This window comes from Advenella mandrilli (assembly GCF_016595155.1).
Classification (GTDB): domain Bacteria; phylum Pseudomonadota; class Gammaproteobacteria; order Burkholderiales; family Burkholderiaceae_B; genus Advenella; species Advenella mandrilli.
On the sequence record NZ_JAENGP010000009.1, the window covers coordinates 155,657 to 181,054 of the forward strand.

The 25,398-nt window shown below is 49.8% G+C and carries 31 protein-coding genes and 1 pseudogene; 11 read left to right on the forward strand and 21 right to left on the reverse strand.

What is annotated here, in order from left to right:
• Positions 1-117 precede the first annotated feature (117 nt).
• The 21 genes from rpsD to pdxR form a co-directional block, all read right to left on the reverse strand.
• Positions 118-741: a 30S ribosomal protein S4 gene (gene rpsD, locus JHL22_RS09200; RefSeq protein ID WP_200236261.1), complete on the reverse strand. Its 624-nt coding sequence runs from the start codon at positions 739-741 to the stop codon at positions 118-120.
• 17 nt (positions 742-758) lie between these two features.
• A complete protein-coding gene (gene rpsK, locus JHL22_RS09205) occupies positions 759-1,157 on the reverse strand; it encodes a 30S ribosomal protein S11 (protein WP_200236264.1) in 399 nt (132 codons plus the stop codon).
• 15 nt (positions 1,158-1,172) lie between these two features.
• A complete protein-coding gene (gene rpsM, locus JHL22_RS09210; RefSeq protein ID WP_200236267.1) occupies positions 1,173-1,538 on the reverse strand; it encodes a 30S ribosomal protein S13 in 366 nt (121 codons plus the stop codon).
• A gap of 32 nt (positions 1,539-1,570) precedes the next feature.
• The gene (gene rpmJ, locus JHL22_RS09215; protein ID WP_014752488.1) at positions 1,571-1,684 is read right to left on the reverse strand and encodes a 50S ribosomal protein L36; all 114 of its coding nucleotides are present in this window, start codon (positions 1,682-1,684) and stop codon (positions 1,571-1,573) included.
• 24 nt (positions 1,685-1,708) lie between these two features.
• Positions 1,709-1,927, reverse strand: a complete 219-nt coding sequence (infA, locus tag JHL22_RS09220) for a translation initiation factor IF-1 (protein WP_189384634.1) — start codon at positions 1,925-1,927, stop codon at positions 1,709-1,711.
• A 5-nt stretch (positions 1,928-1,932) separates the two neighbouring features.
• Positions 1,933-3,267 carry a preprotein translocase subunit SecY gene (secY, locus tag JHL22_RS09225; protein WP_200236270.1) on the reverse strand — a complete coding sequence of 445 codons (1,335 nt, stop codon included), beginning with the start codon at positions 3,265-3,267 and terminating at the stop codon, positions 1,933-1,935.
• A 12-nt stretch (positions 3,268-3,279) separates the two neighbouring features.
• On the reverse strand, positions 3,280-3,720 hold the full coding sequence (rplO, locus tag JHL22_RS09230; protein ID WP_200236273.1) for a 50S ribosomal protein L15: 441 nt from the start codon (positions 3,718-3,720) through the stop codon (positions 3,280-3,282).
• A gap of 10 nt (positions 3,721-3,730) precedes the next feature.
• Positions 3,731-3,919, reverse strand: a complete 189-nt coding sequence (gene rpmD, locus JHL22_RS09235; protein ID WP_200236275.1) for a 50S ribosomal protein L30 — start codon at positions 3,917-3,919, stop codon at positions 3,731-3,733.
• Positions 3,920-3,922: 3 nt separating this feature from the next.
• Entirely contained in the window at positions 3,923-4,444 is a 522-nt protein-coding gene (gene rpsE / locus JHL22_RS09240) for a 30S ribosomal protein S5 (protein WP_200236278.1), read from the reverse strand.
• A 15-nt stretch (positions 4,445-4,459) separates the two neighbouring features.
• Complete coding sequence (rplR, locus tag JHL22_RS09245) at positions 4,460-4,825, reverse strand: 50S ribosomal protein L18 (protein WP_200236280.1); 366 nt, start codon at positions 4,823-4,825, stop codon at positions 4,460-4,462.
• A 21-nt stretch (positions 4,826-4,846) separates the two neighbouring features.
• Positions 4,847-5,380: a 50S ribosomal protein L6 gene (gene rplF, locus JHL22_RS09250; protein WP_200236282.1), complete on the reverse strand. Its 534-nt coding sequence runs from the start codon at positions 5,378-5,380 to the stop codon at positions 4,847-4,849.
• A 10-nt stretch (positions 5,381-5,390) separates the two neighbouring features.
• Positions 5,391-5,786 (reverse strand): 30S ribosomal protein S8, encoded by a 396-nt coding sequence (rpsH, locus tag JHL22_RS09255; RefSeq protein ID WP_200236285.1) that lies wholly within the window; start codon positions 5,784-5,786, stop codon positions 5,391-5,393.
• 10 nt (positions 5,787-5,796) lie between these two features.
• Complete coding sequence (rpsN, locus tag JHL22_RS09260) at positions 5,797-6,102, reverse strand: 30S ribosomal protein S14 (RefSeq protein WP_200236288.1); 306 nt, start codon at positions 6,100-6,102, stop codon at positions 5,797-5,799.
• 11 nt (positions 6,103-6,113) lie between these two features.
• Positions 6,114-6,653, reverse strand: coding sequence for a 50S ribosomal protein L5 (gene rplE, locus JHL22_RS09265; protein WP_200236290.1), 540 nt, complete (start codon positions 6,651-6,653; stop codon positions 6,114-6,116).
• A gap of 13 nt (positions 6,654-6,666) precedes the next feature.
• Positions 6,667-6,987 (reverse strand): 50S ribosomal protein L24, encoded by a 321-nt coding sequence (gene rplX / locus JHL22_RS09270; protein WP_200236293.1) that lies wholly within the window; start codon positions 6,985-6,987, stop codon positions 6,667-6,669.
• A gap of 10 nt (positions 6,988-6,997) precedes the next feature.
• The gene (rplN, locus tag JHL22_RS09275; RefSeq protein ID WP_200236296.1) at positions 6,998-7,366 is read right to left on the reverse strand and encodes a 50S ribosomal protein L14; all 369 of its coding nucleotides are present in this window, start codon (positions 7,364-7,366) and stop codon (positions 6,998-7,000) included.
• Between the two features lie 387 nt (positions 7,367-7,753).
• Positions 7,754-8,593, reverse strand: coding sequence for an ABC transporter permease (locus JHL22_RS09280; RefSeq protein ID WP_200236299.1), 840 nt, complete (start codon positions 8,591-8,593; stop codon positions 7,754-7,756).
• On the reverse strand, positions 8,590-9,849 hold the full coding sequence (locus JHL22_RS09285) for an ABC transporter permease (protein ID WP_200236301.1): 1,260 nt from the start codon (positions 9,847-9,849) through the stop codon (positions 8,590-8,592). The genes JHL22_RS09280 and JHL22_RS09285 overlap by 4 nt, the downstream gene beginning before the upstream one ends.
• Positions 9,850-9,900: 51 nt before the next feature.
• Positions 9,901-11,013 (reverse strand): ABC transporter ATP-binding protein, encoded by a 1,113-nt coding sequence (locus tag JHL22_RS09290; protein WP_200236304.1) that lies wholly within the window; start codon positions 11,011-11,013, stop codon positions 9,901-9,903.
• 18 nt (positions 11,014-11,031) lie between these two features.
• On the reverse strand, positions 11,032-12,402 hold the full coding sequence (locus JHL22_RS09295; RefSeq protein ID WP_200236307.1) for an aspartate aminotransferase family protein: 1,371 nt from the start codon (positions 12,400-12,402) through the stop codon (positions 11,032-11,034).
• Positions 12,403-12,535: 133 nt separating this feature from the next.
• Complete coding sequence (pdxR, locus tag JHL22_RS09300; RefSeq protein ID WP_200236309.1) at positions 12,536-14,014, reverse strand: MocR-like pyridoxine biosynthesis transcription factor PdxR; 1,479 nt, start codon at positions 14,012-14,014, stop codon at positions 12,536-12,538.
• 320 nt (positions 14,015-14,334) lie between these two features.
• On the opposite strand from pdxR, the gene JHL22_RS09305 reads away from it, so the two are divergent.
• From JHL22_RS09305 to JHL22_RS09355, 11 genes and pseudogenes are all read left to right on the forward strand, one after another.
• Positions 14,335-15,378 carry an ABC transporter substrate-binding protein gene (locus tag JHL22_RS09305; protein WP_200236312.1) on the forward strand — a complete coding sequence of 348 codons (1,044 nt, stop codon included), beginning with the start codon at positions 14,335-14,337 and terminating at the stop codon, positions 15,376-15,378.
• A gap of 158 nt (positions 15,379-15,536) precedes the next feature.
• On the forward strand, positions 15,537-16,727 hold the full coding sequence (locus JHL22_RS09310) for an amino acid aminotransferase (RefSeq protein ID WP_200236315.1): 1,191 nt from the start codon (positions 15,537-15,539) through the stop codon (positions 16,725-16,727).
• Positions 16,728-16,787: 60 nt separating this feature from the next.
• Positions 16,788-18,221: an NAD-dependent succinate-semialdehyde dehydrogenase gene (locus tag JHL22_RS09315; RefSeq protein ID WP_200236318.1), complete on the forward strand. Its 1,434-nt coding sequence runs from the start codon at positions 16,788-16,790 to the stop codon at positions 18,219-18,221.
• Positions 18,222-18,455: 234 nt separating this feature from the next.
• Positions 18,456-19,226 (forward strand): ABC transporter ATP-binding protein, encoded by a 771-nt coding sequence (locus tag JHL22_RS09320; RefSeq protein WP_169293336.1) that lies wholly within the window; start codon positions 18,456-18,458, stop codon positions 19,224-19,226.
• 1 nt (position 19,227) lies between these two features.
• A complete protein-coding gene (locus JHL22_RS09325; RefSeq protein ID WP_200236320.1) occupies positions 19,228-19,947 on the forward strand; it encodes an ABC transporter ATP-binding protein in 720 nt (239 codons plus the stop codon).
• 31 nt (positions 19,948-19,978) lie between these two features.
• Positions 19,979-21,196, forward strand: a complete 1,218-nt coding sequence (locus JHL22_RS09330; protein ID WP_169293334.1) for an ABC transporter substrate-binding protein — start codon at positions 19,979-19,981, stop codon at positions 21,194-21,196.
• Positions 21,197-21,303: 107 nt separating this feature from the next.
• Complete coding sequence (locus JHL22_RS09335; protein ID WP_200236323.1) at positions 21,304-22,191, forward strand: branched-chain amino acid ABC transporter permease; 888 nt, start codon at positions 21,304-21,306, stop codon at positions 22,189-22,191.
• On the forward strand, positions 22,188-23,171 hold the full coding sequence (locus tag JHL22_RS09340; protein WP_200236326.1) for a branched-chain amino acid ABC transporter permease: 984 nt from the start codon (positions 22,188-22,190) through the stop codon (positions 23,169-23,171). The genes JHL22_RS09335 and JHL22_RS09340 overlap by 4 nt, the downstream gene beginning before the upstream one ends.
• Positions 23,172-23,349: 178 nt before the next feature.
• The gene (locus JHL22_RS09345) at positions 23,350-24,324 is read left to right on the forward strand and encodes a tripartite tricarboxylate transporter substrate binding protein BugE (protein WP_200236329.1); all 975 of its coding nucleotides are present in this window, start codon (positions 23,350-23,352) and stop codon (positions 24,322-24,324) included.
• A gap of 102 nt (positions 24,325-24,426) precedes the next feature.
• Positions 24,427-24,873, forward strand: a pseudogene (locus JHL22_RS09350) (tripartite tricarboxylate transporter TctB family protein); the annotation flags it as partial.
• 107 nt (positions 24,874-24,980) lie between these two features.
• Positions 24,981-25,398 (forward strand): tripartite tricarboxylate transporter permease (locus tag JHL22_RS09355; protein WP_200236334.1); only part of this gene is annotated, 418 nt, incomplete at its 3' end.

A 25,398-nucleotide genomic window follows, 5' to 3' on the forward strand; every position in this document is an offset into this window, starting at 1 on the left:
CAACCTGATGAAGAACCGGAAGATTATAGCTTATTTTTATTGTTTTTATGTAATTGTAAAACGGGATATAAGATAAAAAGCAGAAAAGGCCAAGACCTTTTCTGCTTTTTCACGACATTAACGAGAATACAATTCAACAACCATTGATTCATTAATATCACGCGCAACATCTGCACGATCTGGGGCTTGCTTGAATGTGCCAGTTAGTTTGGCAGCATCTACCTCGACCCATTGTGGCAGACCATTACCGGTTGCCAGATCCAAAGACTCTTTGATACGAGCCTGGCCTTTGGATTTTTCACGTACGGAAATGATGTCTCCGCTTTTGATAAGCATTGAAGGAATGTCGGCTTTGTGGCCGTTCAGTTCAATCGCTCCGTGGCTGACCAGCTGACGTGCTTCGGCGCGTGTAGAGCCAAAACCCATGCGGTATACCACGTTATCAAGGCGAGATTCCAACAACTGAATCAGGGTCTCGCCTGTGTTGCCACGGCGACGCTCAGCTTCAGCAAAGTATTTACGGAATTGTTTTTCAAGTACGCCGTACATACGTTTGAGTTTTTGTTTCTCGCGCAACTGTAAACCATAATCGGAAGTACGGGCACCGGAAGTGCGGCCGTGCTGACCTGGTTTGGAATCCAGTTTACATTTGGAATCCAAAGAGCGACGTGCACTCTTCAGAAATAAATCAATACCTTCACGACGTGAAAGTTTACATTTTGGTCCAGTATATCGTGCCATTATGTTCCCTTAATATATTAGATACGGCGGCGTTTAGGAGGGCGGCAACCGTTATGCGGAACTGGCGTGATATCAGAGATACTTGAAATTTTGATACCTAGCGCATTCAATGCACGTATTGAAGATTCACGACCAGGACCAGGGCCCTTTACGCGCACTTCAAGTGTTTTGATACCAAATTCCAATGCTACACGTCCCGCTGACTCGGCTGCAACCTGCGCTGCAAAAGGCGTCGATTTGCGTGAGCCTTTAAAGCCCGCGCCACCCGACGTCGCCCATGACAAGGCATTGCCTTGACGGTCAGTAATTGTGATGATTGTGTTGTTAAAAGATGCATGAACGTGCGCAATGCCGTCCGATACAACCTTTTTAATTTTTTTGCGTGCGCGATTTGCGCCGCTAGAAGCTTTCGCCATAATAACCTACCCCGATTATTTCTTCAGTGATTGAGCTGCACGACGCGGTCCTTTACGGGTACGCGCATTCGTACGAGTGCGCTGACCACGGACGGGCAGTCCACGTCTGTGGCGCATGCCACGATAAGTTCCCAAGTCGATTAAGCGTTTAATCGAAAGTTGTACTTCACGTCGCAAATCACCCTCAACCGTGAACGTTCCAATCTGTTCACGAATTTTCTCGAGTTCTACATCTGTCAGGTCTTTGACTTTTTTATCGAATGGTACACCTGATGCTTCGCAAATCTGACGAGAGCGGGTGCGTCCAATACCAAAAATAGCGGTAAGACCGATTTCTGCATGTTGATGCGGCGGAATGTTGATGCCTGCAATACGGGCCATGACTGTTCCTCGTTAAGTCGTTAACGCAGGGATTAACCCTGGCGTTGCTTGTGACGCGGATCTGTACAAATTACTCGTACAACTCCGTGACGTTTAATGATCTTGCAATTACGGCAGATCTTTTTAACCGATGCCATTACCTTCATTGGTTGACTCCTAATTGTTCCCGCTTATTTAGAGCGGAATACGATTCTGGCGCGTGAAAGGTCATATGGAGTTAACTCCACAGTAACCTTGTCACCCGGAAGAATCCGAATATAGTGCATACGCATTTTGCCAGAGATATAGCCTAAAACCATATGGCCATTTTCCAGTTTAATACGAAAAGTTGCGTTGGGGAGGTTTTCGATAACCTCTCCCTGCATTTGTATGACGTCGTCCTTGGCCATGATTATTATCTCATTGGTAAATTCGTACCCTTGAAACTGGTTTTCTTGAGTAGTGAATCATATTGGTGCGACATCATGTAAGCCTGAACCTGAGCCATAAAGTCCATGGTCACCACCACAATAATTAACAGTGAGGTGCCACCCAGATAAAATGGTACATTCTGCCACTGCATTCTAAGGAACTCAGGAACCAGACACACCAGCGTGATGTAAATGGCGCCTACCAGCGTTAAACGCATTAATATTTTATCAATATATTTTGCCGTTTGCTGACCTGGACGAATACCTGGTACAAATGCACCACTTTTCTTCAGGTTATCTGCTGTTTCACGACTGTTGAAAACAAGAGCCGTATAGAAAAAACAGAAGAATATAATCAAAGCAGTAAATACAGTGACATAAAGCGGTTGACCAGGCTGCAAAGCAGCTGATATATCACTTAGCCAGCGAATTTGGCCTGCACTTGAAAACCAGTTCGCAATTGTAGCCGGAAACAAAATAATTGAAGATGCAAAAATTGGGGGAATAACGCCCGACATATTCAACTTCAGTGGCAAATGAGAACTTTGACCACCATAAATTTTATTTCCAACCTGACGTTTAGCATAGTTCACGGTAATGCGGCGCTGACCACGTTCGACAAATACAACCAAAGCAATTATCGCCACGACCAGCGCAAGAATGAACAAGGCTGCAACCGTTCCGATCTGATTCTGGCTTACAAGCTCGAACATGCTTGCCAGTGCAGTGGGCAAACCGGCCACAATACCTGCAAAAATCAGGATTGAAATACCGTTACCCAAACCACGTTCGGTGATTTGCTCACCCAGCCACATTACAAACATGGTACCCGTTACCAGGCTAACCACCGTCGTGAAGACAAACATGGCTCCCGGAGTGATAACCAGACTTGGTTGTGCCTGTAAGGTTGCTGCAATACCAAATGACTGTACCAACGCTAATACAACAGTGAAATAGCGGGTGTACTGGGTAATCTTGCGACGACCCGATTCACCCTCTTTTTTCAGGGCTTCCAGGGATGGCACGACCGCTGTCACCAGCTGCATGATGATCGATGCCGAAATATACGGCATGATACCCAATGCAAACACGGAGAAGCGCTCGAGAGCACCACCGGAAAACATGTTAAAAAGACCCAGAATTCCGTCTGACTGTGTATTAAACAGATCCTGCATGGCACCAGGGTTGATGCCAGGAACAGGAATATGTGTACCGAAACGGTACACAATCAGAGCAAGAATCAGGAACACAAGTCGCTGTTTAAGGTCGCCGTATTTTTTACCGCTACCTGCTTTACCTGCTGCCTGCGCTTTAGCCACTTTTACCCCTTTTTAAGCGAGTGATCCGCCAGCGGCTTCAATTGCAGCGCGAGCACCTGCTGTGGCGGTTAAGCCATTCAGGGAGACTTTGCGTGACAATTCACCGGACAGGATGACCTTGGCGTAACGAACGCTTTGGCCAATAACACCAGCTTGTTTTAAAACCTGAACGTCGATGACATCAGCTTCCATTTTCTGTAAATCAGACAAACGCACTTCTGCATGCAAATGCCGACCCAGTGGTGTGAAACCGCGTTTTGGCAATCGACGTTGCAAAGGCATCTGACCACCCTCAAAGCCGACTTTATGAAAGCCGCCTGTGCGTGATTTCTGACCTTTGTGACCACGACCTGCTGTTTTACCAAAGCCAGAGCCAATGCCGCGACCTACGCGACGTTTGACATGCTTGCTTCCAGCAGCAGGAGCTAACGTATTGAGTTGCATTTCAGACATCTCTATTCCTTTAGGCTTCTGATACTGACACGAGATAACCCACTTTACGGATCATCCCACGAACTTCGGGCGTATCAAGCAACACACGGCTGCTGTTCACTTTACCCAAACCCAGACCACGAACGGTATCGCGGTGGTCGCGTTTGGTGCCAATGACAGAGCGAACCAGTGTTACTTTAATTTGTTTATTCTGTGCCATGATTTACCCCAGAATGTCTTCAACGGATTTACCGCGTTTGGCAGCCACTTCAGATGGCGTCAAACATGCGTTCAAACCGTTCAAGGTTGCGCGTACCAGGTTGTATGGATTGCTTGAACCCAAGCTTTTTGCAACCACGTTACGTACACCCATTACTTCGAAAATCGCACGCATTGGGCCACCGGCGATAACGCCAGTACCTTCTGCCGCTGGAGAGATCAGAACGGTGGATGCACCGTGCTTGCCTACTACAGTGTGATGCAGAGTGCCATTGTTCAGGGCAATCTTGACCATGCCACGACGGGCCTGTTCCATTGCTTTCTGAACTGCTACCGGCACTTCACGTGCTTTACCTTTGCCCATGCCGATGCGACCATCGCCATCTCCAACCACGGTTAACGCTGCAAAGCTCATGGTGCGACCGCCCTTGACTACTTTGCTGACGCGGTTAACCGCGATCATTTTTTCACGAAAACCGTCATCGCGTTCTTGTTCAGGGGCGTTTTTGCCTTGTGCTTTAGCCATTTGACAATTCCTCGCTTAGAACTTGAGACCGGCTTCACGCGCGGCTTCTGCCAACGCCTTAACACGGCCATGATAACGGAAACCCGAACGGTCAAATGCGACCGATTCGATACCTGCGGCTTTGGCTTTCTCGGCAACACGTTTACCTACGATAACCGCTGCCTCGACATTGCCGCCATTCTTTTTGTCATCAGCCAGTTCTTTACGAACTTCTGCTTCAAGAGTAGATGCGCTGAATAACACTTTGTCGCCTTCTGGCGAAATAACGTTCGCGTAAATGTGCAGATTGGAACGATATACAGATAAGCGATACATACGCAATTCTGAAATCTTCCGGCGTGTAGCCACTGCACGACGCAAACGGAATACTTTCTTGTCCATGATTTATCCTTGCCTGCGCTATTATTTCTTCTTAACTTCTTTGATGATAACCTGCTCACCCGCATAACGAACACCTTTGCCTTTGTAAGGCTCTGGTGGACGATAGCCACGAATTTTAGCAGCAACCTGTCCTACCACCTGTTTGTCGTAACCTTTCAGAACGATTTCTGTCTGGCTTGGACATTCGGCTTTTACACCTTCTGGCAGCGGATGGATGACATCATGAGAGAAGCCAAGATCCATTTTTAGCGCATTGCCCTGAACCTGTGCACGGAAACCCACACCGATCAGATTCAGGCGACGCTCAAAACCTGTGCTAACACCGGTAACCATATTGTTTACCAGGGCACGCAATGTACCTGACATTGCTTTGGCATGACGCGTTTCATTAGTTACTGCGAAAGACAATTTGCCGTCATCAAGGGTAATGACAACTTCGCCATTCAGTTCCTGGTTCAGTTCGCCCAAAGGACCTTTCACATTGATGTTATTGGGCGCAATGTGAACTTCCACACCGTTAGGTACAATAACTGGATATTTTGCTATACGTGACATTGAATTCTCCTTATGCCACATAACACAGAACTTCGCCACCCACGCCTTCAGAGCGTGCTTTGCGATCTGTCATGACACCGCGCGAAGTTGAAACGATTGCGACACCAAGACCGTTCATCACTTGCGGGATGGAACCACGACCTTTGTAGATACGCAAACCAGGACGTGAAACGCGATCAATACGTTCGATCACGGGACGACCTGCATAATATTTCAGTGAAATTTCAAGCTCGGGCTTGGCTTTTTCACCTTTAATTTCGAAGCTTTCGATATAACCTTCATCTTTCAGCACAGCAGCAATAGCCGCTTTCAGCTTAGAGGAGGGCATAGATACCGAAACTTTCTCGACCTGTTGGGCGTTACGGATACGCGTCAACATATCGGCGATTGGATCGCTCATGCTCATTTATATTCTCCTACCAGCTTGCTTTAGTCATACCAGGCACTTCACCGCGCATTGCCATTTCGCGCAGTTTGTGACGAGTCAAACCAAACTTGCTGAACACGCCACGAGGACGGCCAGTAATTACACAACGATTACGCATGCGTGTTGGATTGGCATTGCGAGGTAATTGTTGCACTTTCAGACGGGCGACATAGCGCTCTTCGTCTGATTTAGATGTGTCGTTAATGATCGCTGTCAATTCGGCACGTTTGGCTGCAAATTTTGCAACCAGTTTTGCGCGTTTGATATCGCGATTGATGAGTGATAGTTTTGCCACGTCATCGCCCCTTAGTTACGAAACGGGAAGCTGAATGCTGTGAGCAGCGCTTTCGCTTCTTCGTCAGTCTTAGCAGTTGTAATGATGCTGATATTCAGACCACGCAGTGCATCAATTTTGTCGTATTCAATTTCAGGGAAAATGATTTGCTCTTTAACCCCAACGTTGTAGTTACCACGACCATCGAAAGCACGACCGGAAATACCGCGGAAGTCACGTACACGTGGCAGTGCCACTGTCACCAGACGATCCAGAAACTCATACATGCGTTTGCCACGTAGAGTAACCATACAACCAATAGGATAGTCTTCGCGAATCTTGAAACCGGCAATCGCCTTGCGGGTTTTTGTCACGACTGGTTTTTGCCCTGCAATTTTAGTCAGGTCAGAAACGGCGTGTTCAATAACTTTCTTGTCTGCAACCGCTTCAGAAACGCCCATATTCAAAGTGATTTTGGTAATGCGAGGCACTTCCATGTCACTTTTATATTCGAACTTTTCTTTCAATTCGCCAGCAATCTTGCTTCTATACAAATCTTGTAAACGAGCCATTATATTGTGCCCCTTACGCTTTCACGCCAACGACAGCGCCGTTGGAACGATAAATACGGACTTTATGACCATCCACTTCTTTAACACCAACGCGATCAGCTTTACCTGTTTCTGGGTTAAACAAGCCCACATTTGAAATGTGGATTGGCAGCGTTTTTTCAACGATACCGCCAGGATTATTTGTCATGGGATTAGGTTTTTGGTGTTTCTTAACGACGTTAACGCCTTCAACCAGAACGTGATCTGCGCCGACGCGAGCCAGCACAACACCACGACGCTTTTTGTCGCGTCCGGTCAAAACGATAACTTCATCACCTTTACGGATATTGTTCATCGTTACCCTCTTATAACACTTCAGGTGCCAGAGACACGATTTTCATAAAGCGCTCTGTACGCAATTCACGCGTAACAGGGCCGAAAATGCGAGTACCGATTGGCTCCAGCTTGGCATTGAGCAATACAGCTGCATTACCGCCGAAACGGATTAATGAGCCATCTTTACGACGAACGCCCTTAGCGGTACGAACAACAACCGCATTATAAATTTCGCCTTTTTTGACGCGTCCGCGCGGCGCTGCATCTTTAACACTAACTTTGATAATGTCACCGATGGCAGCATAACGGCGCTTGGAGCCACCTAACACCTTAATGCACATTATGCGGCGTGCACCAGTGTTATCAGCCACGTCTAGCGTGCTTTGCATTTGGATCATGATTATTCCTGTTCCAACTTAGTTACATATACCGCCAAACAAAATGTGGCGGACCATATTCGCTTTCGCTATTCATATAACCAGTTTTGGTCCCGTCAGGTCGATTGGCGTTTAAACCAAGCCACCCTGGGTTGAAATCTGCTTAAATAAGAACTCTCCACCCACTGTAGAATGAGCGAAGACTATTACTATACACGATGCGCCCTGCTTTAGCAAGCATTTAAAGCGTTTTATTTTGCTGGATAATACTTTAAAAACAACAATATATCCTGTCTTCCTGGCATTGATTTGAACATGCCTGGCCAGGCGTGACCAGCTACCTTTGTTTTTGCACGGCAAACCGGGACAGGCTCCCGTTTGCCGTACCTGTTTTATTTGCCCGCCAGGCTAGCCGCCGTTTGTCTGGCCAAGACGCATTTTTTCGCCACGCCTCCTGAGCCATTCCAGGGTCAGGAGCATCACAATTGAAAACACGATGAGCATGGTTGCCGCAGCAGCAATGGTGGGGTTCAGGTTTTCCCGAATTCCACTGAACATAACCCTGGGTAACGTATATTGATCTGGTCCCGCCACAAATAAAGTAAGAACCACCTCGTCAAAAGAAATGCCAAAGGCAAACAGGCCGCCAGAAATAACGCCGGGCGCAATAATCGGCAAGGTGATCTTAAAAAAGGCATACGCGGGTGACGCCCCCAGGCTGCTGGCCGCTTTCACCAGATTATGGTCAAAGCCTTCCAGTGTGGCCAATACGGTAATTACCACAAAAGGGACACCCAGCACGGCATGCATCAGAATCAGCAGCCAGATATTATTAGCCAGGCCCAAAGGCGCAAAAAACAGGTAAGCCGCCACCCCTACAATAACAACCGGCACCACCATGGGAGACACCAACAGGCTCATCATAAACGCCTTGCCGAAAAAATTGGCCCGATTAAATCCCAGCGCCGCCAGGGTTCCCAATACCATGGCGATAAGGGTTGCCAGCGGTGCCACAATCAGGGTGTTTTTCAAACCCAGCATCCAGGTGGGTGATGAAAAAAAGTTTTCGTACCAGCGCAGGGAAAAACCTTGTACCGGATAAACCAGAAACGTACTATCGCTAAACGACAGTGGCACAATCACCAGAATCGGTGTAATCAGGAACAGCAAAATCAGCGCGCAAATAATCCGGTGTAAATAGAACCAGACGATTTCCACACCGGTACGATTTCCTTTGATTTTTTTCATGCGAGCCTCACTTTACCACTGCCAACCAGCCGGTTATACACGGCATACAGAATAAGGGTGGCCAGCAACAGGAACATGCCCAGCGCCGCTGCCAGACCCCAATTAATGGAACCGTTGGTATAAAAGGCAATAAAATAACTAATCATCTGGTCTTTGGGACCACCCAGCAATGCCGGGGTAATGTAGTAGCCAATAGAAGTAATAAAAACCAGCAGGCAGCCGGCACTGACACCCGCCACCGTCTGGGGAAAATACACCTTCCAGAAACTGGCAATGGGGTGACAGCCCAGTGATATGGCGGCACGGATATAAGTGGGCGAAATGCCTTTCATGACGCTATAAATAGGCAAAATCATGAATGGCAGCATAATATGCACCATTGAGATATAAACCCCGATCCGGTTAAACACCAGCTGTATGGGCTGGTCAACAAACCCTGCCCACACCAGAAAACCATTGATAATTCCACCGTTTTGCAACAGAACAATCCAGGCGGCCGTACGCACCAACAGCGAGGTCCAGAATGGCAGCAAGACCAGAATCATCAGCAGGTTGCCGGTTTTTGCCGGCAAGGTTGCCAGCAAATAAGACAAGGGGTAGGCCAGAATCAAGGTACACAGGGTCACCACCAGCGCCATTTTAAAGGTGCGCAAATAGATATCCAGAAAAATGGATTCTGACGCGCCGGCACTGACAATCTCATTCTGGTCGTTATATTTCATGTCCAGGGCTGTGAGCAAGTAAAAAGCGGTTAACTCATTTGAATTACGCTTAAACAGTGCCCAGGTTGCCGGGTCAGCCCAGCGGCCATCTATATGTTCAAATTCGCTCCGGTACGAGCCAACTGTTTCGGGCAGCGGCATTTTACGCAGGGTCTTTGATAACAGGCTGCGGGCCCCCGGTTCCTCAAAATTCAGCCGTCGCATCAGATCACCCGAGGTACGCGCCTGTTTGGCCGTGGCCAGGTCCTGCGCCAATGCCTGGTAAAAGCGTTCCTGCAACGGTTGACCCACTTCCCAATCACGTAACTGTTCACTTGTTATGGGCAATACAGAAACCACTTCAGGGTTTTCGATGCTTTTATTCAGAAAAGACAGGATGGGCGCCACAAATAACAATAAAAGAAAAAGAACCAAAGGAACGACCAGGCCAAATGCCTTGACCTTATTGCGTTTGGTTGATGTTGCAAATTTTGTTTGCAGTGCCGCCGCTTCGCTGGCAGACATGGCTGGTTTTGTGATTGCCATCTGACTCATTATCCCCTCCTTTGGACGCTTTGCCGACTAGCCCGCTACTGCTGGCTGACCTTACTGATAGGGATCAAGAACACGCACAAACTCCCGCTTCCAGCCCACATTGATCCGGCTACCCGTTTTCAGGGTCTGGCTAAGCATGGCAATGGGTTGCTTGACCACAAAGTTCGGATTGTCATACAGGTTCAGGCGCAAACGGACATGATCACCAAAATAAACAAATTCCAGAATTTCGCCCTGTGCGTTCTGCTCGGTGCTTCCGGCAGGCGGATCAATCACGACACGTTCAGGGCGAATGGAAACCGACACCAGATCACCGGTTTTCAGGGTCTGATTGGCCAGCACACCCTGCATCTGGCTGCCATTGTCAAGCAGAACCGTGCCATACCCGCCCTCAACCCCGGTAATCCGGCCATGCGTACGATTATTCTCGCCAATAAAGTTAGCCACGAATGAAGTGACTGGACGCTCGTACAGCGCTTCGGGTGAATCGATTTGCTGAATAATGCCATCATTGAAAACAGCCACACGATTGGACATGGTCAGGGCCTCACCCTGGTCGTGGGTCACATACACCACGGTAATACCCAGCTTGTGGTGCAAGCGCTTAATCTCATATTGCATATGCTCGCGCAATTGCTTGTCCAGGGCCCCCAACGGCTCATCCATTAAGACCACCTGGGGTTCAAACACCAATGCCCTGGCCAATGCCACCCGTTGTTGTTGCCCACCCGACAGCTGGGCGGGAAAACGGCTACCGAATTGATTTAGCTGAACCATGGCCAGACCGTTTTCCACCCGTTTTTTTATGTCATCCTTACCCACCCCCCTGACTTTTAATGGAAAGGCCAGGTTTTCGGCCACCGTCATGTGCGGAAACAGGGCATAGTTCTGGAACACCATGCCAATATTGCGTTTGTAAGCAGGTACATCGTCCAGCGAGCGCCCGGCCAGCTCTATGGTTCCCGAAGTGGGCGTTTCAAAGCCGGCCAGCATCATCAGGCTGGTTGTTTTACCTGAACCTGACGGGCCCAGCAATGTCAGGAACTCTCCATGTTGAATATCAAGATTCAGGTTTTTGACAATCATGGAACGTCCGTCGTAGCTTTTCTGAACATTCCTGAACCGCACCAGGATATCCGTGTTATTGCTGTCAGGTCCAGACATAAGCATTATCTCCTTGGCTTAGCCAGTTACTTTTTCATGAACAATATCAAGTGCCTGTTTGAATTTATTGACCATCTCATCAACCTGCTCAACCGTAATAATCAGGGGTGGGCAAAAGGCAAGCGTATCACCGATATTGCGTGAGATGACACCCAGATCCTGCAGTTCTTTAATTACCATAGTACCCAGCTGGCCCGGCACTTCCAGCGCTGTTTTTCTGGATTTATCAATCACCAGTTCAACACCGGCAATCAGGCCAATGCCACGCACTTCTCCCACCAGCGGGTGGTTACCCAGCTCATGCAGGCGCTTAAGCATATGCGCCCCCACGGTTGCCGCATGCGCCACCAGATTACGCTCCTGGATGATGGTCAGGTTTTCTATGCCAACCGCCACCGCCACCGGATGACCGCCTGCGGTAAAACCATGTCCCAGCACGCCCAGCTTGTTACTTTCATCGGCAATCGGATTGAACATTTTCTCATTCAGCAAAATAGCGGACAAAGGCTGGTAAGAAGAAGAAATTTGTTTGGACAGCACCAGTACATCGGGTTTCAGGCCAAAAGTTTCAGAAGCGAACATTTTCCCGGTACGGCCAAAGCCACAAATCACTTCATCAGCAATAAAAAGGATGTCATGCTTTTCCAGAACCGCCTGGATTTTCTCCCAATAAGTAGCAGGCGGCACAATCACGCCACCCGCCCCCATAACCGGTTCGGCAATGAACGCGGCAATGGTTTCAGGGCCTTCTTTCTGGATCAGATTTTCCAGTTCCTGGGCCATGCGGGTAGAAAACTGTTCTTCGCTTTCGCCTTCCTGGGCATCACGCCAGTAATGCGGACATGCCGTATGCAAAATGCGATCAATGGGCAAATCAAAACCCCGGTGATTGCCTGGCAAACCGGTCAGGCTGGCAGAAGCCACGGTAACCCCATGGTAGCCCTTAAGGCGGCTGATGATTTTCTTTTTATCGGGCAAGCCCAGTGCATTGGAGCGGTACCAGACCAGTTTAATCACCGTATCATTGGCTTCGGAGCCGGAGTTGGTAAAGAACACCTTGCTCATGGGCACCGGTGCAATATCAATCAGCCGTTTGGCAAACTGGGCGGCGACATCATGGGTTTTATGCGTGAACTGATGATAAAACGGCAGTATTTCAAACTGGCGCATGGCCGCCTCGACCAGCCTTTTTTCGCTGAATCCCAGCGCGACGCTCCACAAACCGGCCATGGCTTCCAGATACTTCTTGCCATGGATATCTTCTACGTAGACCCCATCCCCCTTTACGATAACCAACGGCCCCTGTTCCTGATGCTTGCGGGCATTGGTATAAGGGTGCAAGTGGTAATTGATATCGTCACTTTCCTGCTGAATTAATGTGTTTTCCATTTGAGTCTCCATGTGGGTCTGCGTAACATTCGTCTATTGCAGAATCAAGTCAGTCCTGTCTTTTTCATCCTAAGACAGGACATCCCAAACAGCTATATCCACTTATGTAATTTTGATCAGGCCAGTTGCTGTTTCAGGTACCGCTGAAGAACAATCCACGCTCGCCTTCAATGAAAACCTGATGCAGGCGATCAACCGCTGCGGCAATCTCCCGGGTGGGTACGCCACCATAGCCCAGCACCAGACAAAGCCCGTGTTCTCTGGGTTTACGGAAATTAGCCTGGCGCACAATCATGCCATGGCGGTGGGCACAAAGCGAAAATTGTTCGAAACTTAACAGGGAATTGAAGCGGGCCATTAGGTGCAAACCCGAATTGCCTGGAGAAATAGTCACTTTATTGCCAAAAACCGCTTTTAACCTTTCACGGAACAAGTCTCCGCGCTCAAAATAAATCGCCCTCATTTTCTTGATATGGCGGTAAAAATGGCCCTCGTTAATAAATTCGGCCAACGCCGCCTGCAACTGCAGCATGCCCGGCAAGTACAGGTTTGAAATGGCCCGCCGCATGGCTGGCGCCAGCCCTGGCGGCACCACCATATAGCTCAGGCGCAGGCCTGAAAACATGGACTTGCTGAACGTACCAAAATAAATCACATGATTGCCCTGATCCAGGCTTTGCAAAGAAGGCAACGGCAAGTCATCATGCCTGAACTCACAATCATAGTCGTCTTCTATCACCCACAGCTGATGCTTTCTGGCCAGCGACAGGATTTTTTCGCGTCGTTCCATCGACATGGTGACCCCGGTGGGGTACTGGTGTGAAGGCGTAACATAAATGAATTTCCCGTTGGCGGCAATCATCTCATCTTCCAATGCCATGCCTTCTTCATCCAGCGGTATGCAATTAACCTTCAGTCCACCCGCTTCAAACACGGACTCGGTCGCCCAATAAGGCGGGTCTTCGATATAGGCCTGCTGTCCGGGGTCACTCAGCAGCCGGGTACATAAATCCAGCGACTGGGGCGTACCAAACGTCACAATAACCTGGTCGGGATCGCACGGCAAAGAACGGGAAATGGCCAGATAAGCGGCAATCGCCTTACGCAACTCCACATAGCCCCCCGATTCGGCATAGCCCGACAGGTGAAGATATTTTTTTGAATAATATTTACCCAGGATTTTCCGCCATATATGAAAAGGAAACTCGGACACGTCGGGAATACCGGGAACGAACTCTCCCTTGGGCTGCGGCGGACTGCTTTCCGATAACAACAGCCTGGCTCCCCGTTCGGAATACACCCAGGACTTCATGGCTGGCGCGCTGCCCGAAGCCACCAGCGGCGTTACCACCTTTGAGACATACGTGCCGCTGCCTTCCCGGCTGTACAGATAACCTTCGGTAATCAGGCGCTCATACACCAAAGAAACGGTAATCCTGGAAATACCCACTTCTTTGCTCAGAAAACGGGACGAAGGCAGTTTTCTGTCCGGTGGCAATTTACCATTGTTGATCAAATCATGAATAATCTGGTAAAGCTGACGCTGCAATGGCGTTTTATCATCACGGTTCAGCGTCTCAAGCACCAATTCAGCTAATGGAATTTCAAACATAAAATCCGTACGTTAATCATTATTTCCATATTTAATTTAACATTAAAATTGTTATTTTTTATGTGCCTTTCAGGTTACACCAACAAAAGAATTCTCAAGGATTCATCCGGTTTATTTTAATAAGCCGGCAGGCCAGATCTCTTAATACCGCTGTCACCCGGTCACTTCACGGGAAAACCCCTATTTCCCCTGAAAAACAAAACTTGCGATCATGTCACCTTCATTATCTTGCCTGTGGTCCAGCATTCAGGGTACCACCCAAAACGCTTATGCCGCACGGGAAGTGATTCAAGGATGTCCAAACACAAGGATGTGAAATTATGTTCAAACACGCTCGTTCAGCCATCGTGACAGGATTTATGCTTAGCGCCTTTGCCGCTGTTGCCTCAGCCCAAAGCCTTACCGTTGTTTCTTTCGGTGGCGACTCAAAAGCCGCCATGGAAAAAGCCTACTTTCAGCCTTATGAAAAAGAAACCGGTACCCGAATCAATGCCGTGGACTGGAACGGCGAGATGGGAAAAATCAAAAGCATGATTGACACCAACAGCGTCCAGTGGGATGTGGTAGAGGTTGAAGCCCCTGAACTGGAGCGCGGTTGCTCCGAAGGCCTGTTTGAGGAAATTGATTACAGCAAGGTTCTTCCGGAATCCGCTTTTATCGAACACGCGGCACAGGAATGTGGCGTGGGTACATTTATCTGGTCTGTGGCCCTGGCCTACAATAAAGACAAGCTCAAGGAAGGACCAAGCTCTTGGGCCGATTTTTGGGATATTAACAAATACCCCGGCAAACGGGCTTTGCGCAAAGGGGCCAAATACACCCTTGAAATTGCCCTGATGGCCGATGGCGTCTCTCCCAAAGACGTTTACACAGTACTGGCAACCCCTGAAGGCGTTGACCGTGCCTTTAAAAAACTGGATGAACTCAAGCCGCATATCCAGTGGTGGGAGTCGGGTTCACAACCCGGTCAATACCTGGTTGCCGGTGACGTCGTCATGTCTTCGGCCTACAATGGCCGGATTGCCCAAGCCATCAAACAGGACAAGCGCCCCCTGGACATCGTCTGGAACCAGAGTCTGTATGCACTTGATTACTGGGCCATTCCCAAAGGAGCCCCCAATATTGAGAGGTCCCTCGACTTTATCAAGTTTGCCAGCCAGCCCAAAAACCTGATCACCTACTCCTCCAACATTCCTTATGGCCCGCCCACCCACGAAGCCATCAATGCCCTGCCGGATGACATTGGCAAAGACTTGCCCAGCTCCAAACAAAACATTGAAAACGCCATTGCGCTGGATGTCAATTTCTGGACCGATTACGGTGATGCCCTTGAGCAGCGCTATAACGCCTGGGTAGCGCAATAAGCAAGCAGTTAAAAACAAAAAAACCACCTGATCATCTCCTGCCTTTCCCGCCAGGAGATGATTGCATTCTGACTGGCAAACCCATGCATGGAACCCGGCTTTTCCATGGTACAGTTATTTTTTTCCACGCACACATATTTTTAACTAGAAGGAAAGCCATGTTTGAGCATTTAGCACCTTATGCCGGTGACCCCATTTTCAGAATTGGTGATATGTTCCGCCAAGACCAGCGCCAGAATAAAGTGGATCTGACCGTTGGGCTTTATTATGATGGCAAAGGCCGGATTCCCATCCTGGACAGTATCCATCAAGCCGAACTGAAACGTGCTCAGCAACCCGAAACCCGCCAATATTTACCTATGGAAGGTTTACCCAGCTATCGTAGCGCCGTACAAAAACTGCTTTTTGGCACTGAATGCGCTGCCCTGAACGAAGGCCGCATTGTGACCATGCAAAGCGTGGGTGGTACCGGTGCCTTGCGTATTGGTGGCGAACTGCTGCAGTTGGCCAGCCCCAACAGTGAAATCTGGATCAGCAACCCGGGCTGGGATAATCACCATGCCATCTTTGAAGGCGCTGGCCTGAAAACCCACACCTACCCCTATTACGATTCTGTCAATGGCGTTTTGCTATTTGACGACATGAAGCAGGCCTTCCAGACCATGCCTGAAGCCAGTATTGTGCTGTTGCACCCCTGCTGCCACAATCCCACCGGCGCTGATCTGTCCAACGCGCAATGGGAAGAAATTGCCAACATTATTGTTGAGCGAAAACTAATCCCGTTCCTGGACATTGCCTATCAGGGTTTCAGCAACGGCCTTGATGAAGATGCCTTTGCCGTTCGTTTGATGGCATCCAAAAACATTCCGATGCTGGTCGCCAACTCTTTTTCCAAAAACTTTTCTTTTTACGCCGAACGCTGCGGTGCCCTTTCGGTGATTTGCCAAAACACCACCGAAGCCGACCGGGTCCTGGGACAAATCAAGCTACTGGTTCGCCGCATTTATTCCAATCCACCATTGCATGGTGCCCGCATGATTTCCGACGTGCTTAACGACCCGGAACTGTTTGCCGTGTGGGAGCGCGAAGTCAATGAAATGCGCACACGCATCAGGAACATACGTCAGAAAGCCTACGATATCCTGAAAGTACAGGCCCCCCATTTCGACAGCGCATTCATCATCAGGCAAAACGGCATGTTCAGCTACACCGGCCTGAACCAGACACAAATTGAAAAGCTGCGCGCCGATTATGGCGTCTACCTGATCGACTCCGGCCGGATCAGCGTACCCGGCCTTAACGAAGACAACGTGACGTACTTTGCCGAATCTGTCAGCAAAGTGGTCTAGAAAAATCAAGTATTTACATAATAACTGCCAATTCAAAACACAAATGAGGACTGAAGAGAAATGAGTCAATATGAAGCACTGAGTCTGTATATAGATGGCGAGTTTGTTTCCGGTGGAGGACGCAAAACCCAGGATATTATTAACCCGGCCACCCTTGAAGTGCTGGGACAACTGCCCCACGCCAGCGATGCTGACCTGGATCGCGCCCTGTCCGCTGCCCAGCGGGCGTTCGACTCATGGAAGCATAGCTCTCCCATGGAGCGCTCGGCTATTTTACGCAAGGCCGCCCAATTGTCCCGTGACCGTGCCGGGGAAATTGGCCTGAACATGACTCGCGACCAGGGCAAGCCCCTGGCCGAATCCGTGGGCGAAGTCACTTCATGCGCCGACCACTGCGACTGGCATGCCGAAGAGTGCCGCCGCATATACGGCCGGGTCATTCCACCCCGCACCCCCAATGTGCGCCAGATCGTGATCCGTGAACCAATTGGTGTATGCGCCGCTTTCACCCCCTGGAACTTCCCCTATAACCAGGCCATCCGTAAAATCTCGGCAGCCATCGGTGCCGGTTGCTCTATTATCCTGAAAGGCCCCGAAGATTCTCCCAGTGCCGTCATGGCGATTGCCCGCATCTTCCATGATGCCGGACTGCCCAAAGGGGTACTGAATATCGTCTGGGGTGAACCCGCCAAGGTATCCGACTACCTGATCCGCTCACCCATCGTGCGAAAAGTATCGTTTACCGGTTCGGTACCGGTTGGCAAACAGCTGGCTGCCTTGGCAGGTGCCCACATGAAGCGCATCACCATGGAACTGGGCGGTCACTCTCCCGTACTGATCTTTGATGATGCCAATATCGAACAGGCAGCCAAGAGCCTGGCCAAGTTCAAGATCCGCAATGCCGGTCAGGTCTGCGTGTCGCCCACCCGCTTTTATGTCCAGGAAAAAGCCTATGACCAGTTCCTGGATATTTTTGTTGGTGCCTTGAAAAACATCCAGGTGGGTGATGGTACGGCCCAGGGAACCGAGATGGGTCCCCTGGCGCACGAGCGTCGCATTGGCAGCATGAGCGCTTTTGTCGAAGATGCCAGACAGCGTGGCGCAACCATTGAACTGGGCGGTGCCCCCCTGTCACAAACCGGTTATTTCTTCCCGCCAACCGTTGTTACCAATATTAAAGATGATGCCAAGCTTATGACCGAAGAGCCTTTTGGCCCGATTGCACCGGTGGTTAAATTCAGCAACACCGATGAAGTTCTGGCCAGGGCCAACAGTCTGCCTTTCGGCCTGTCTTCATACGTCTTTACCAATTCACTGCAAACCGCCACCAAAGTATCCAATGCTCTTGAGGCGGGGATGGTCAATATCAACCACTTCGGTTCTGCCTTGCCTGAAACTCCCTTTGGTGGCGTGAAAGACAGTGGCATCGGCAGTGAAGGCGGTACCGAAACCTTTGACGGATATTTGGTCACCAAGTTTATTACACACATATAACAAACAAGCGGTTTTTACACTTTCACCGCTATTGAAAAATTATATATTTATATCTAAAACCGCGAAAAACCTTGTTTTTCGCGGTTTTTCTCTTTTCTACCCGCTTTAATCTTAAATCCTTATGGAAAGCACCTATAGCGAGCCAATCTGTTTCTAACGCATACTCATCCTGTACCAAAGGCATGGGGAGACACCTGTGTTTTCAATCACTATTTTTTAAAATTAATGCATAACATGAGTGATTTAATCTTAGAAACAAAAAACCTGACCAAGGAATTCCTTGGTTTCGTGGCGGTAAATGATGTAAACCTGCAGGTGCAGCGCGGTCACATTCATGCGCTCATCGGTCCCAACGGCGCAGGTAAAACCACCTGCTTCAATTTGCTGACCAAATTCCTGCGTCCCACCGCTGGCAATATTCTTTTTAATGGCACCAATATTACGGCTGAAAAGCCGGCTCAAATCGCACGCAAGGGCATTATCCGCTCCTTCCAGATTTCAGCCGTTTTCCCCGAGTTGACGGTGCTGGAGAATGTACGCATCGGTCTGCAACGCCAGCAGAACAATTCTTTTCACTTCTGGAAAAGCAACAGATGCCTGCATGAGCTTGACGACCAGGCCAGGGAATTGCTGGCCGAAGTTGACCTGCTTGAATTTGAAAATGAAATCACCTCCAACCTGCCTTACGGGCGCAAACGGGCATTGGAGATTGCCACCACGCTGGGCATGAAGCCCGAACTCATGCTGCTTGACGAACCTACTCAGGGTATGGGGCATGAAGATGTGGACCGGGTCACCCAACTGATCAAAAAAGTCAGCGTCGGCCGCACGATCCTGATGGTCGAACACAATATGAACGTGATTTCCTCGATTGCCGACAAAATCACCGTTCTGGCACGGGGCGCCACGCTGGCCGAAGGCAGTTACCAGGAAGTTTCACGTAACCCCGCCGTGATGGAAGCTTATATGGGCACTTCCGAAGGTCAACTGGAAGGGGCTCACTGACATGACAGCACTCGCACTTGAAATCAAGGATTTGCAGGCCTGGTATGGTGAATCGCACATTCTGCATGGCGTCAACATCAGCATTCCCAAAGGAAAGGTCATTACCCTGCTGGGGCGTAACGGCGCAGGCCGTACCACCACCCTGCGGGCCTTGCTGGGACTAACCGGCACCCGCAAAGGCTCCATCAAGATCCATGGTGTTGAAGCCATTAACCTGCCCACCCATAAAATCGCCCATCTTGGTATTGGTTATTGCCCCGAAGAACGCGGCATCTTTGCCAGCCTGAGTTGTGAGGAAAACCTGCTTTTGCCTCCGCAGCTCAATGGCCGCACCGCTGGCGACAAAGGCATGTCCCTGGCGGAAATCTACGAAATGTTTCCCAACCTGCTCGAGCGCCGTAACTCACCGGGAACCCGACTGTCGGGTGGTGAGCAGCAGATGCTGGCGGTGGCCCGGATTTTACGCACAGGTGCCAATATCCTGTTGCTGGATGAAATTTCAGAAGGTCTTGCTCCTGTCATTGTCCAAACCCTGGCCCGCATGATCACGACCCTGAAAGCCAAAGGTTTCACCATTGTGATGGTCGAACAGAACTTTCGCTTTGCCGCCCCCCTGGCCGATCATTTCTATGTCATGGAACATGGTGAAATCGTGGAACAATTCCCGGCTTCCGAGCTGGCCGCCAAACAGGACACTCTCCATACCCTGCTGGGTGTCTAAGCTATTTTTCATTCTATCCCCGGAGACAAACATGAGAATAAAGAATTCAACAAAATTGAAAAAAACAGCCTTGGCTACGGCAATTACCCTGTCCACACTGGGCCTTGCCCAAGCCCAGGGAATTTCCGATGACATCATTAAAATCGGCTTCATTACCGACATGTCCGGTGTGTATTCCGACCTGGACGGCCCTGCCGGTGGCGAAGCCATTAAAATGGCCATCGAAGCCGCTGGCGGTGAAATCAATGGAAAAAAAATAGAACTGGTGACCGCTGATCACCAAAACAAAGCTGACGTGGCATCGGCCAAAGTCCGTGAATGGATCGACCAGGACAAGGTTGACATGATTATCGGTGGCACCAACTCAGCCACCGCACTGGCTTCGGCTGCCGTTGCCGCCGAAAAGAAAAAACCCTATATCTCGATCGGTGCCGGCGCAACAGCCCTCACCACCACCCACTGCACCCCATTTACCATTCACTATGCCTATAACACCAAGGCACTGGCCAATGTAACCGGTTCTGCCGTTTATAACCAGGGTGGTAAAACCTGGTTCTTCATCACCGCCGATTACGCTTTTGGCCACTCCCTTGAACAGGACACCATCAATGTGGTGAAAGCCGCCGGTGGCACCATCAAGGGCACGGTTCGCGTGCCATTAAGCACCACCGACTTCTCCTCTTACATGTTGCAGGCCCAAACCTCTGGTGCTGAAATCCTGGGCTTGGCCAACGCGGGGGGCGACTTCATCAACTCCATCAAGGCCGCCAGCGAATTTGGCGTAACGCCAGGCATGAAACCAGCCGGGCTGCTGGTATTCATTAACGACGTGCACGCACTGGGCCTGCAAGCCACACAGGGTCTGTACCTGACCGCCCCCTGGTACTGGAACCAGGATGACGAGTCACGGGCATGGGCCGCCAAGTTCGAGGAACGCATCAAGCGCAAACCCTCATTCGTTCAGGCAGCCGACTATACTGCAGCCGAAACCTACCTGAAAGCCGTCAAGGAAATCGGCACCGATGACGGTGAAGCCGTCATGAAATGGTTCAAGTCCAACACCATTAACAACTTCTTCGCCAAAGATGGCATCGTCCGGAAAGACGGGTTGATGGTCCATGACATGTACCTGATGCAGGTCAAGACACCGGAAGAATCCAAAGGCCCATGGGATTACTACAACGTTGTTGACAAAGTTTCAGGAGAAAAGGCTTTCGGTCCCGCGAGCGAATCCACCTGCAAACTGTAAACGGCACTTCATACAGATTCGCACTGTAGTCATGACAGCCTCTACCCGGGGCTGTCACAACACCAGTTAAAACATGTGGTCAATAAATAAACTGAACGTTATGCATTATGATTGATATTTTCGGCATCCCTATTCAAGCCTTTCTTGGCCAGATTTTGCTGGGCCTTGTAAACGGTTCTTTTTACGCAATTCTCTCATTGGGTCTGGCCGTCATTTTTGGCCTTCTCAATGTCATCAACTTCGCCCATGGTGCTTTATACATGCTGGGCGCCTTCCTGGCCTGGATGGGACTGCAATACCTGGGGCTTAATTACTGGGTCATGCTGATTGTCGCCCCTATTCTGGTTGGCATTTTTGGCATGATCATCGAACGCTTGCTGCTGCGCCATTTATACAAGCTCGACCATCTTTATGGCCTGCTGCTTACCTTCGGCATTGCCCTGTTGATCGAAGGCGTTTTCCGCAGCTTTTATGGTGTCTCGGGCCAACCCTATCCCACCCCGGAAAGCCTGCGTGGTGCGGTCAACCTGGGCTTCATGATCCTGCCCATTTACCGTGGCTGGATTGTGCTGGCGTCCATCATTGTTTGCCTGTTCACCTGGTTCATGATTGAAAAAACCCGTCTTGGCTCGTTATTGCGTGCCGGTACTGAAAACCCCAAGCTGGTTGAAGCATTTGGCATTAACGTACCGCTTATGATTACCCTGACTTATGGTTTTGGTGTTGCCCTGGCCGGTTTTGCCGGTGTCCTGGCAGCGCCCGTCCTGCAGGTTTCCCCCCTCATGGGTGCCAACCTTATTATTGTCGTGTTTGCAGTGGTGGTAATTGGCGGCATGGGCTCTATCATGGGCTCTATCGTAACCGGCCTTGGCCTGGGCGTTATTGAAGGGCTGACCAAAGTATTCTGGCCAGAAGCCTCCAGTACGGTTGTCTTCATTATTATGGCCATTGTTTTATTACTCCGCCCTGCCGGACTTTTTGGGAAAGAAAAATGAACCGACAAATCCTGGGCTATGCATTATTTGCCATTGTGGCCGCCTTATTGCCTTCGTTCGGCATATACCCCATTTTCGTCATGAAAATCCTGTGCTATGCCCTGTTTGCATGTGCATTCAACCTGCTTCTGGGCTACGTTGGCCTGCTCTCTTTCGGTCACGCTGCTTTCCTTGGCAGTGCCGCCTATGCGTCAGGCCATGCGATTAAAGTATGGGGACTTTCTCCCGAACTGGGCATCCTTTACGGCATGCTGATTGCCGCCCTGCTTGGCTTTGCTATCGGCGGCCTGGCTATCCGGCGCAGTGGTATTTACTTCACCATGATTACGCTGGCCATGTCACAGATGGTCTTCTTTTTCTTCCTCCAAGCGCCATTTACCGGTGGTGAAGATGGCCTGCAAGGCGTACCCAGAGGGTATCTATTTGGCCTGCTCGACTTGAAAAACGACCTGAATCTTTATTATGTGGTGGTTGCCATCTTCATGATTGGTTATTTCATCTGCTGGAGAAGCGTCAACTCGCCTTTTGGCCAGGTACTGAAGGCCATCAAGGAAAATGAACCCCGCGCCATCTCCCTGGGCTATGATGTAGACAAATACAAACTGCTGGCTTTTGTTCTTTCTGCGGCCATTGCCGGACTGGCCGGCGCCACCAAAACACTGGTCTTTGTATCGGCCACCCTGTCCGATGCCATGTGGCAAATGTCGGGCATGGTCGTGCTCATGACACTCATTGGTGGTGTGGGTACCTTTACAGGCCCGGTTCTTGGTGCTTTCATTGTGGTCATGCTTGAAAACAAGATTGGCGATTTTGGCCGCATGATTGCCGATACGACCGGTGTACAGTGGTTTTCATCGCTGGGCGAATCGGTAACCATCGTCATGGGACTGATCTTTATTATCTGCGTGATGGCTTTCCGAAAAGGAATTGTAGGAGAACTATCACACTTTTTCACTGCCAGACAAAGTAAAAGCCAATAGTTACAAATGTCCCATCAACCTTGCAAGCCACTTACAAATTTATAAGCAATTACCCTTATTTTATGAGTTTTTGCTTGCAAGGCGCTGCTTGTTCTTACTATTATCTGCCTACATCGAAATAGAGTATTTTTATAAGCATAATTTCGAAATAGTATTTACAAATTTCCAAGGAATTTATATGAAAAAATCCTTCCTAGTCGCAGCATTGAGTACTGCCGCCATTATGGCTGGTACCTCCTCATACGCGGCTGACTTCCCTACCAAACCCATTCGCGTGATTGTTCCTTTTGCACCCGGTGGCTCTACTGATATCGTCACCCGTGTCGTTACCGCTAAAATGAGCGATATCCTGGGCAAACCCATGGTGGTTGAAAACAAAGGCGGAGCCGGTGGTGCGATTGGCGCCTCTGAAGCCGCCCGCGCAAAACCCGACGGCTATACGCTTTCAATTGCAACCGTTTCAACCCTGGGCGTAAACCCTGCTTGCAAACCAGAAGGACTGGGTTACGACGCCCTGAACGATTTTGCGCCAATCACCAACTTCGCCAACGTTCCCAACGTTCTTGAAGTCAACCCCAAATTCCCGGCCACCGATTTCAAAGCCTTCCTGGCTGAAGTTACCGCCAACCCCAATAAGTATTCTTACGGCTCATCAGGCACCTGCAGCGTGCTTCACCTGTTTGGCGAAGCCTTCCGCCTGTCTACCGATACCGATATCGTTCACGTTCCCTACCGTGGTTCAGGCCCGGCCGTTACCGATGCCGTTGGCGGACAAATTGCCATCCTGTTCGATAACCTGCCTTCCTCTTTCCCACAAATTGACGCCAAGAACCTTCGTCCCCTGGCGATTGCCTGGGAAGAGCGCCTGGACAGCATGAAAGATGTGCCAACTTTTAAAGAACTGGGTTATCCCGAATTGAACCAGCCTGTATGGTATGGCCTACTGGCTCCTGCCGGTACACCCGAGGACGTTATTGCCACCCTGCATAAAGCCGCTGCCGAAGCACTGAAAGATCCTGCTGTTGTTACTGCGCTGGAAAAACAGGGCGCTTTCCCTTCTGGCAACACCCCGGAAGAATTTGCCAAAGAAATCCAGCAGCAATATGAATGGGCCAAGGATGTTGTCAAAAAAGGCAATATCCAATTGCAGTAAACCCATCTGTTTTTCAAAAAGCGGATGAAAGTCTCATCCGCTTTTTTGCTCTAACCACCAAAAATCTCACACATTTTGTCTATTGAATTAAGGTTTTAAGTTATGCACATTAAGAATCAACAGGACTTCTGGTCCGGCTTGATGTTTATAGCTATTGGAGTAGGTTTCGCCCTATTCTCCACGAGCTATGACATGGGCACGCCCGCCCGCATGGGGCCCGGCTATTTTCCATTCTGGCTGGGTGTCGTTTTGGCCCTGCTGGGTGGTATCGTTACAATCAACTCCCTGCACGGTGAGGAAGGCGAAGATCACCATATTGGTAAATTCGACTTTGACATTCTGGCCCTGATCATCGGCTCGATTGTGGTGTTCGGTGTCATGCTGGATAACCTGGGTCTGTACATTTCACTGGTTCTGCTGATTATTTTCTGCAGCCTGGCCAGCCACGAGTTCAGCCTTAAAATTGCCATTGGCAATGCCATTTTCCTGGTTATCTTTACCTGGCTGGCGTTTGTCAAGGGCCTGGGTCTGATCTTCCCGTTGTGGCCGGTTCCCTTCGCCGAGTGGCCCACCTATGCAATGATCATCATTCCTTTATCGATTATTGTCGGCTTCGTTATCCTTATCAAAAAGCTTAAAGGGAACAAATAATCATGATGGAATTGCTTGAACACTTGTCCTTGGGCTTTTCAGTGGCCTTTACACTGGAAAATATCTCCTATGCTTTCCTGGGCTGCCTGCTGGGTACCCTGATTGGTGTGTTGCCGGGTATTGGCCCCGTGCCCACCATTGCCATGCTGCTGCCACTCACCTATGTGCTGCCGCCCACCGCTGGCCTGATCATGCTGGCCGGTATTTACTACGGATCCCAATATGGTGGTTCAACCACCGCCATTCTGGTGGCCTTGCCGGGTGAAACCTCGGCGGTGGTGACCGTGCTTGACGGACACCAGATGGCCAAGAACGGCCGTGCGGGTGCTGCGTTATCCATTGCGGCCCTGGGCTCTTTCTTTGCTGGTTGTTTTGCCACTGTTTTGCTGGCCGCCTTTGCGCCACCCCTGGCTGAAGTCGCCT

Coding starts and splice junctions, on each gene's coding strand:
- JHL22_RS09315 (WP_200236318.1), top strand. CDS start 16,788: ATGAGTCAATATGAAGCACTGAGTCTGTATATAGATGGCGAGTTTGTT.
- JHL22_RS09320 (WP_169293336.1), top strand. CDS start 18,456: ATGAGTGATTTAATCTTAGAAACAAAAAACCTGACCAAGGAATTCCTT.
- JHL22_RS09290 (WP_200236304.1), bottom strand. CDS start 11,013: ATGTCTGGACCTGACAGCAATAACACGGATATCCTGGTGCGGTTCAGG.
- JHL22_RS09305 (WP_200236312.1), top strand. CDS start 14,335: ATGTTCAAACACGCTCGTTCAGCCATCGTGACAGGATTTATGCTTAGC.
- rpmJ (WP_014752488.1), bottom strand. CDS start 1,684: ATGAAGGTAATGGCATCGGTTAAAAAGATCTGCCGTAATTGCAAGATC.
- rplO (WP_200236273.1), bottom strand. CDS start 3,720: ATGTCTGAAATGCAACTCAATACGTTAGCTCCTGCTGCTGGAAGCAAG.
- JHL22_RS09345 (WP_200236329.1), top strand. CDS start 23,350: ATGAAAAAATCCTTCCTAGTCGCAGCATTGAGTACTGCCGCCATTATG.
- JHL22_RS09330 (WP_169293334.1), top strand. CDS start 19,979: ATGAGAATAAAGAATTCAACAAAATTGAAAAAAACAGCCTTGGCTACG.
- infA (WP_189384634.1), bottom strand. CDS start 1,927: ATGGCCAAGGACGACGTCATACAAATGCAGGGAGAGGTTATCGAAAAC.
- rplX (WP_200236293.1), bottom strand. CDS start 6,987: ATGAACAATATCCGTAAAGGTGATGAAGTTATCGTTTTGACCGGACGC.
- JHL22_RS09340 (WP_200236326.1), top strand. CDS start 22,188: ATGAACCGACAAATCCTGGGCTATGCATTATTTGCCATTGTGGCCGCC.
- JHL22_RS09285 (WP_200236301.1), bottom strand. CDS start 9,849: ATGAGTCAGATGGCAATCACAAAACCAGCCATGTCTGCCAGCGAAGCG.
- rplN (WP_200236296.1), bottom strand. CDS start 7,366: ATGATCCAAATGCAAAGCACGCTAGACGTGGCTGATAACACTGGTGCA.
- rpsE (WP_200236278.1), bottom strand. CDS start 4,444: ATGGCTAAAGCACAAGGCAAAAACGCCCCTGAACAAGAACGCGATGAC.
- rpsH (WP_200236285.1), bottom strand. CDS start 5,786: ATGAGCATGAGCGATCCAATCGCCGATATGTTGACGCGTATCCGTAAC.
- JHL22_RS09295 (WP_200236307.1), bottom strand. CDS start 12,402: ATGGAAAACACATTAATTCAGCAGGAAAGTGACGATATCAATTACCAC.
- rpsD (WP_200236261.1), bottom strand. CDS start 741: ATGGCACGATATACTGGACCAAAATGTAAACTTTCACGTCGTGAAGGT.
- rpsM (WP_200236267.1), bottom strand. CDS start 1,538: ATGGCCCGTATTGCAGGCATCAACATTCCGCCGCATCAACATGCAGAA.
- JHL22_RS09310 (WP_200236315.1), top strand. CDS start 15,537: ATGTTTGAGCATTTAGCACCTTATGCCGGTGACCCCATTTTCAGAATT.
- JHL22_RS09280 (WP_200236299.1), bottom strand. CDS start 8,593: ATGAAAAAAATCAAAGGAAATCGTACCGGTGTGGAAATCGTCTGGTTC.
- rpsK (WP_200236264.1), bottom strand. CDS start 1,157: ATGGCGAAAGCTTCTAGCGGCGCAAATCGCGCACGCAAAAAAATTAAA.
- rplF (WP_200236282.1), bottom strand. CDS start 5,380: ATGTCACGTATAGCAAAATATCCAGTTATTGTACCTAACGGTGTGGAA.
- rplR (WP_200236280.1), bottom strand. CDS start 4,825: ATGGACAAGAAAGTATTCCGTTTGCGTCGTGCAGTGGCTACACGCCGG.
- rpmD (WP_200236275.1), bottom strand. CDS start 3,919: ATGGCACAGAATAAACAAATTAAAGTAACACTGGTTCGCTCTGTCATT.
- pdxR (WP_200236309.1), bottom strand. CDS start 14,014: ATGTTTGAAATTCCATTAGCTGAATTGGTGCTTGAGACGCTGAACCGT.
- JHL22_RS09335 (WP_200236323.1), top strand. CDS start 21,304: ATGATTGATATTTTCGGCATCCCTATTCAAGCCTTTCTTGGCCAGATT.
- rplE (WP_200236290.1), bottom strand. CDS start 6,653: ATGGCTCGTTTACAAGATTTGTATAGAAGCAAGATTGCTGGCGAATTG.
- JHL22_RS09325 (WP_200236320.1), top strand. CDS start 19,228: ATGACAGCACTCGCACTTGAAATCAAGGATTTGCAGGCCTGGTATGGT.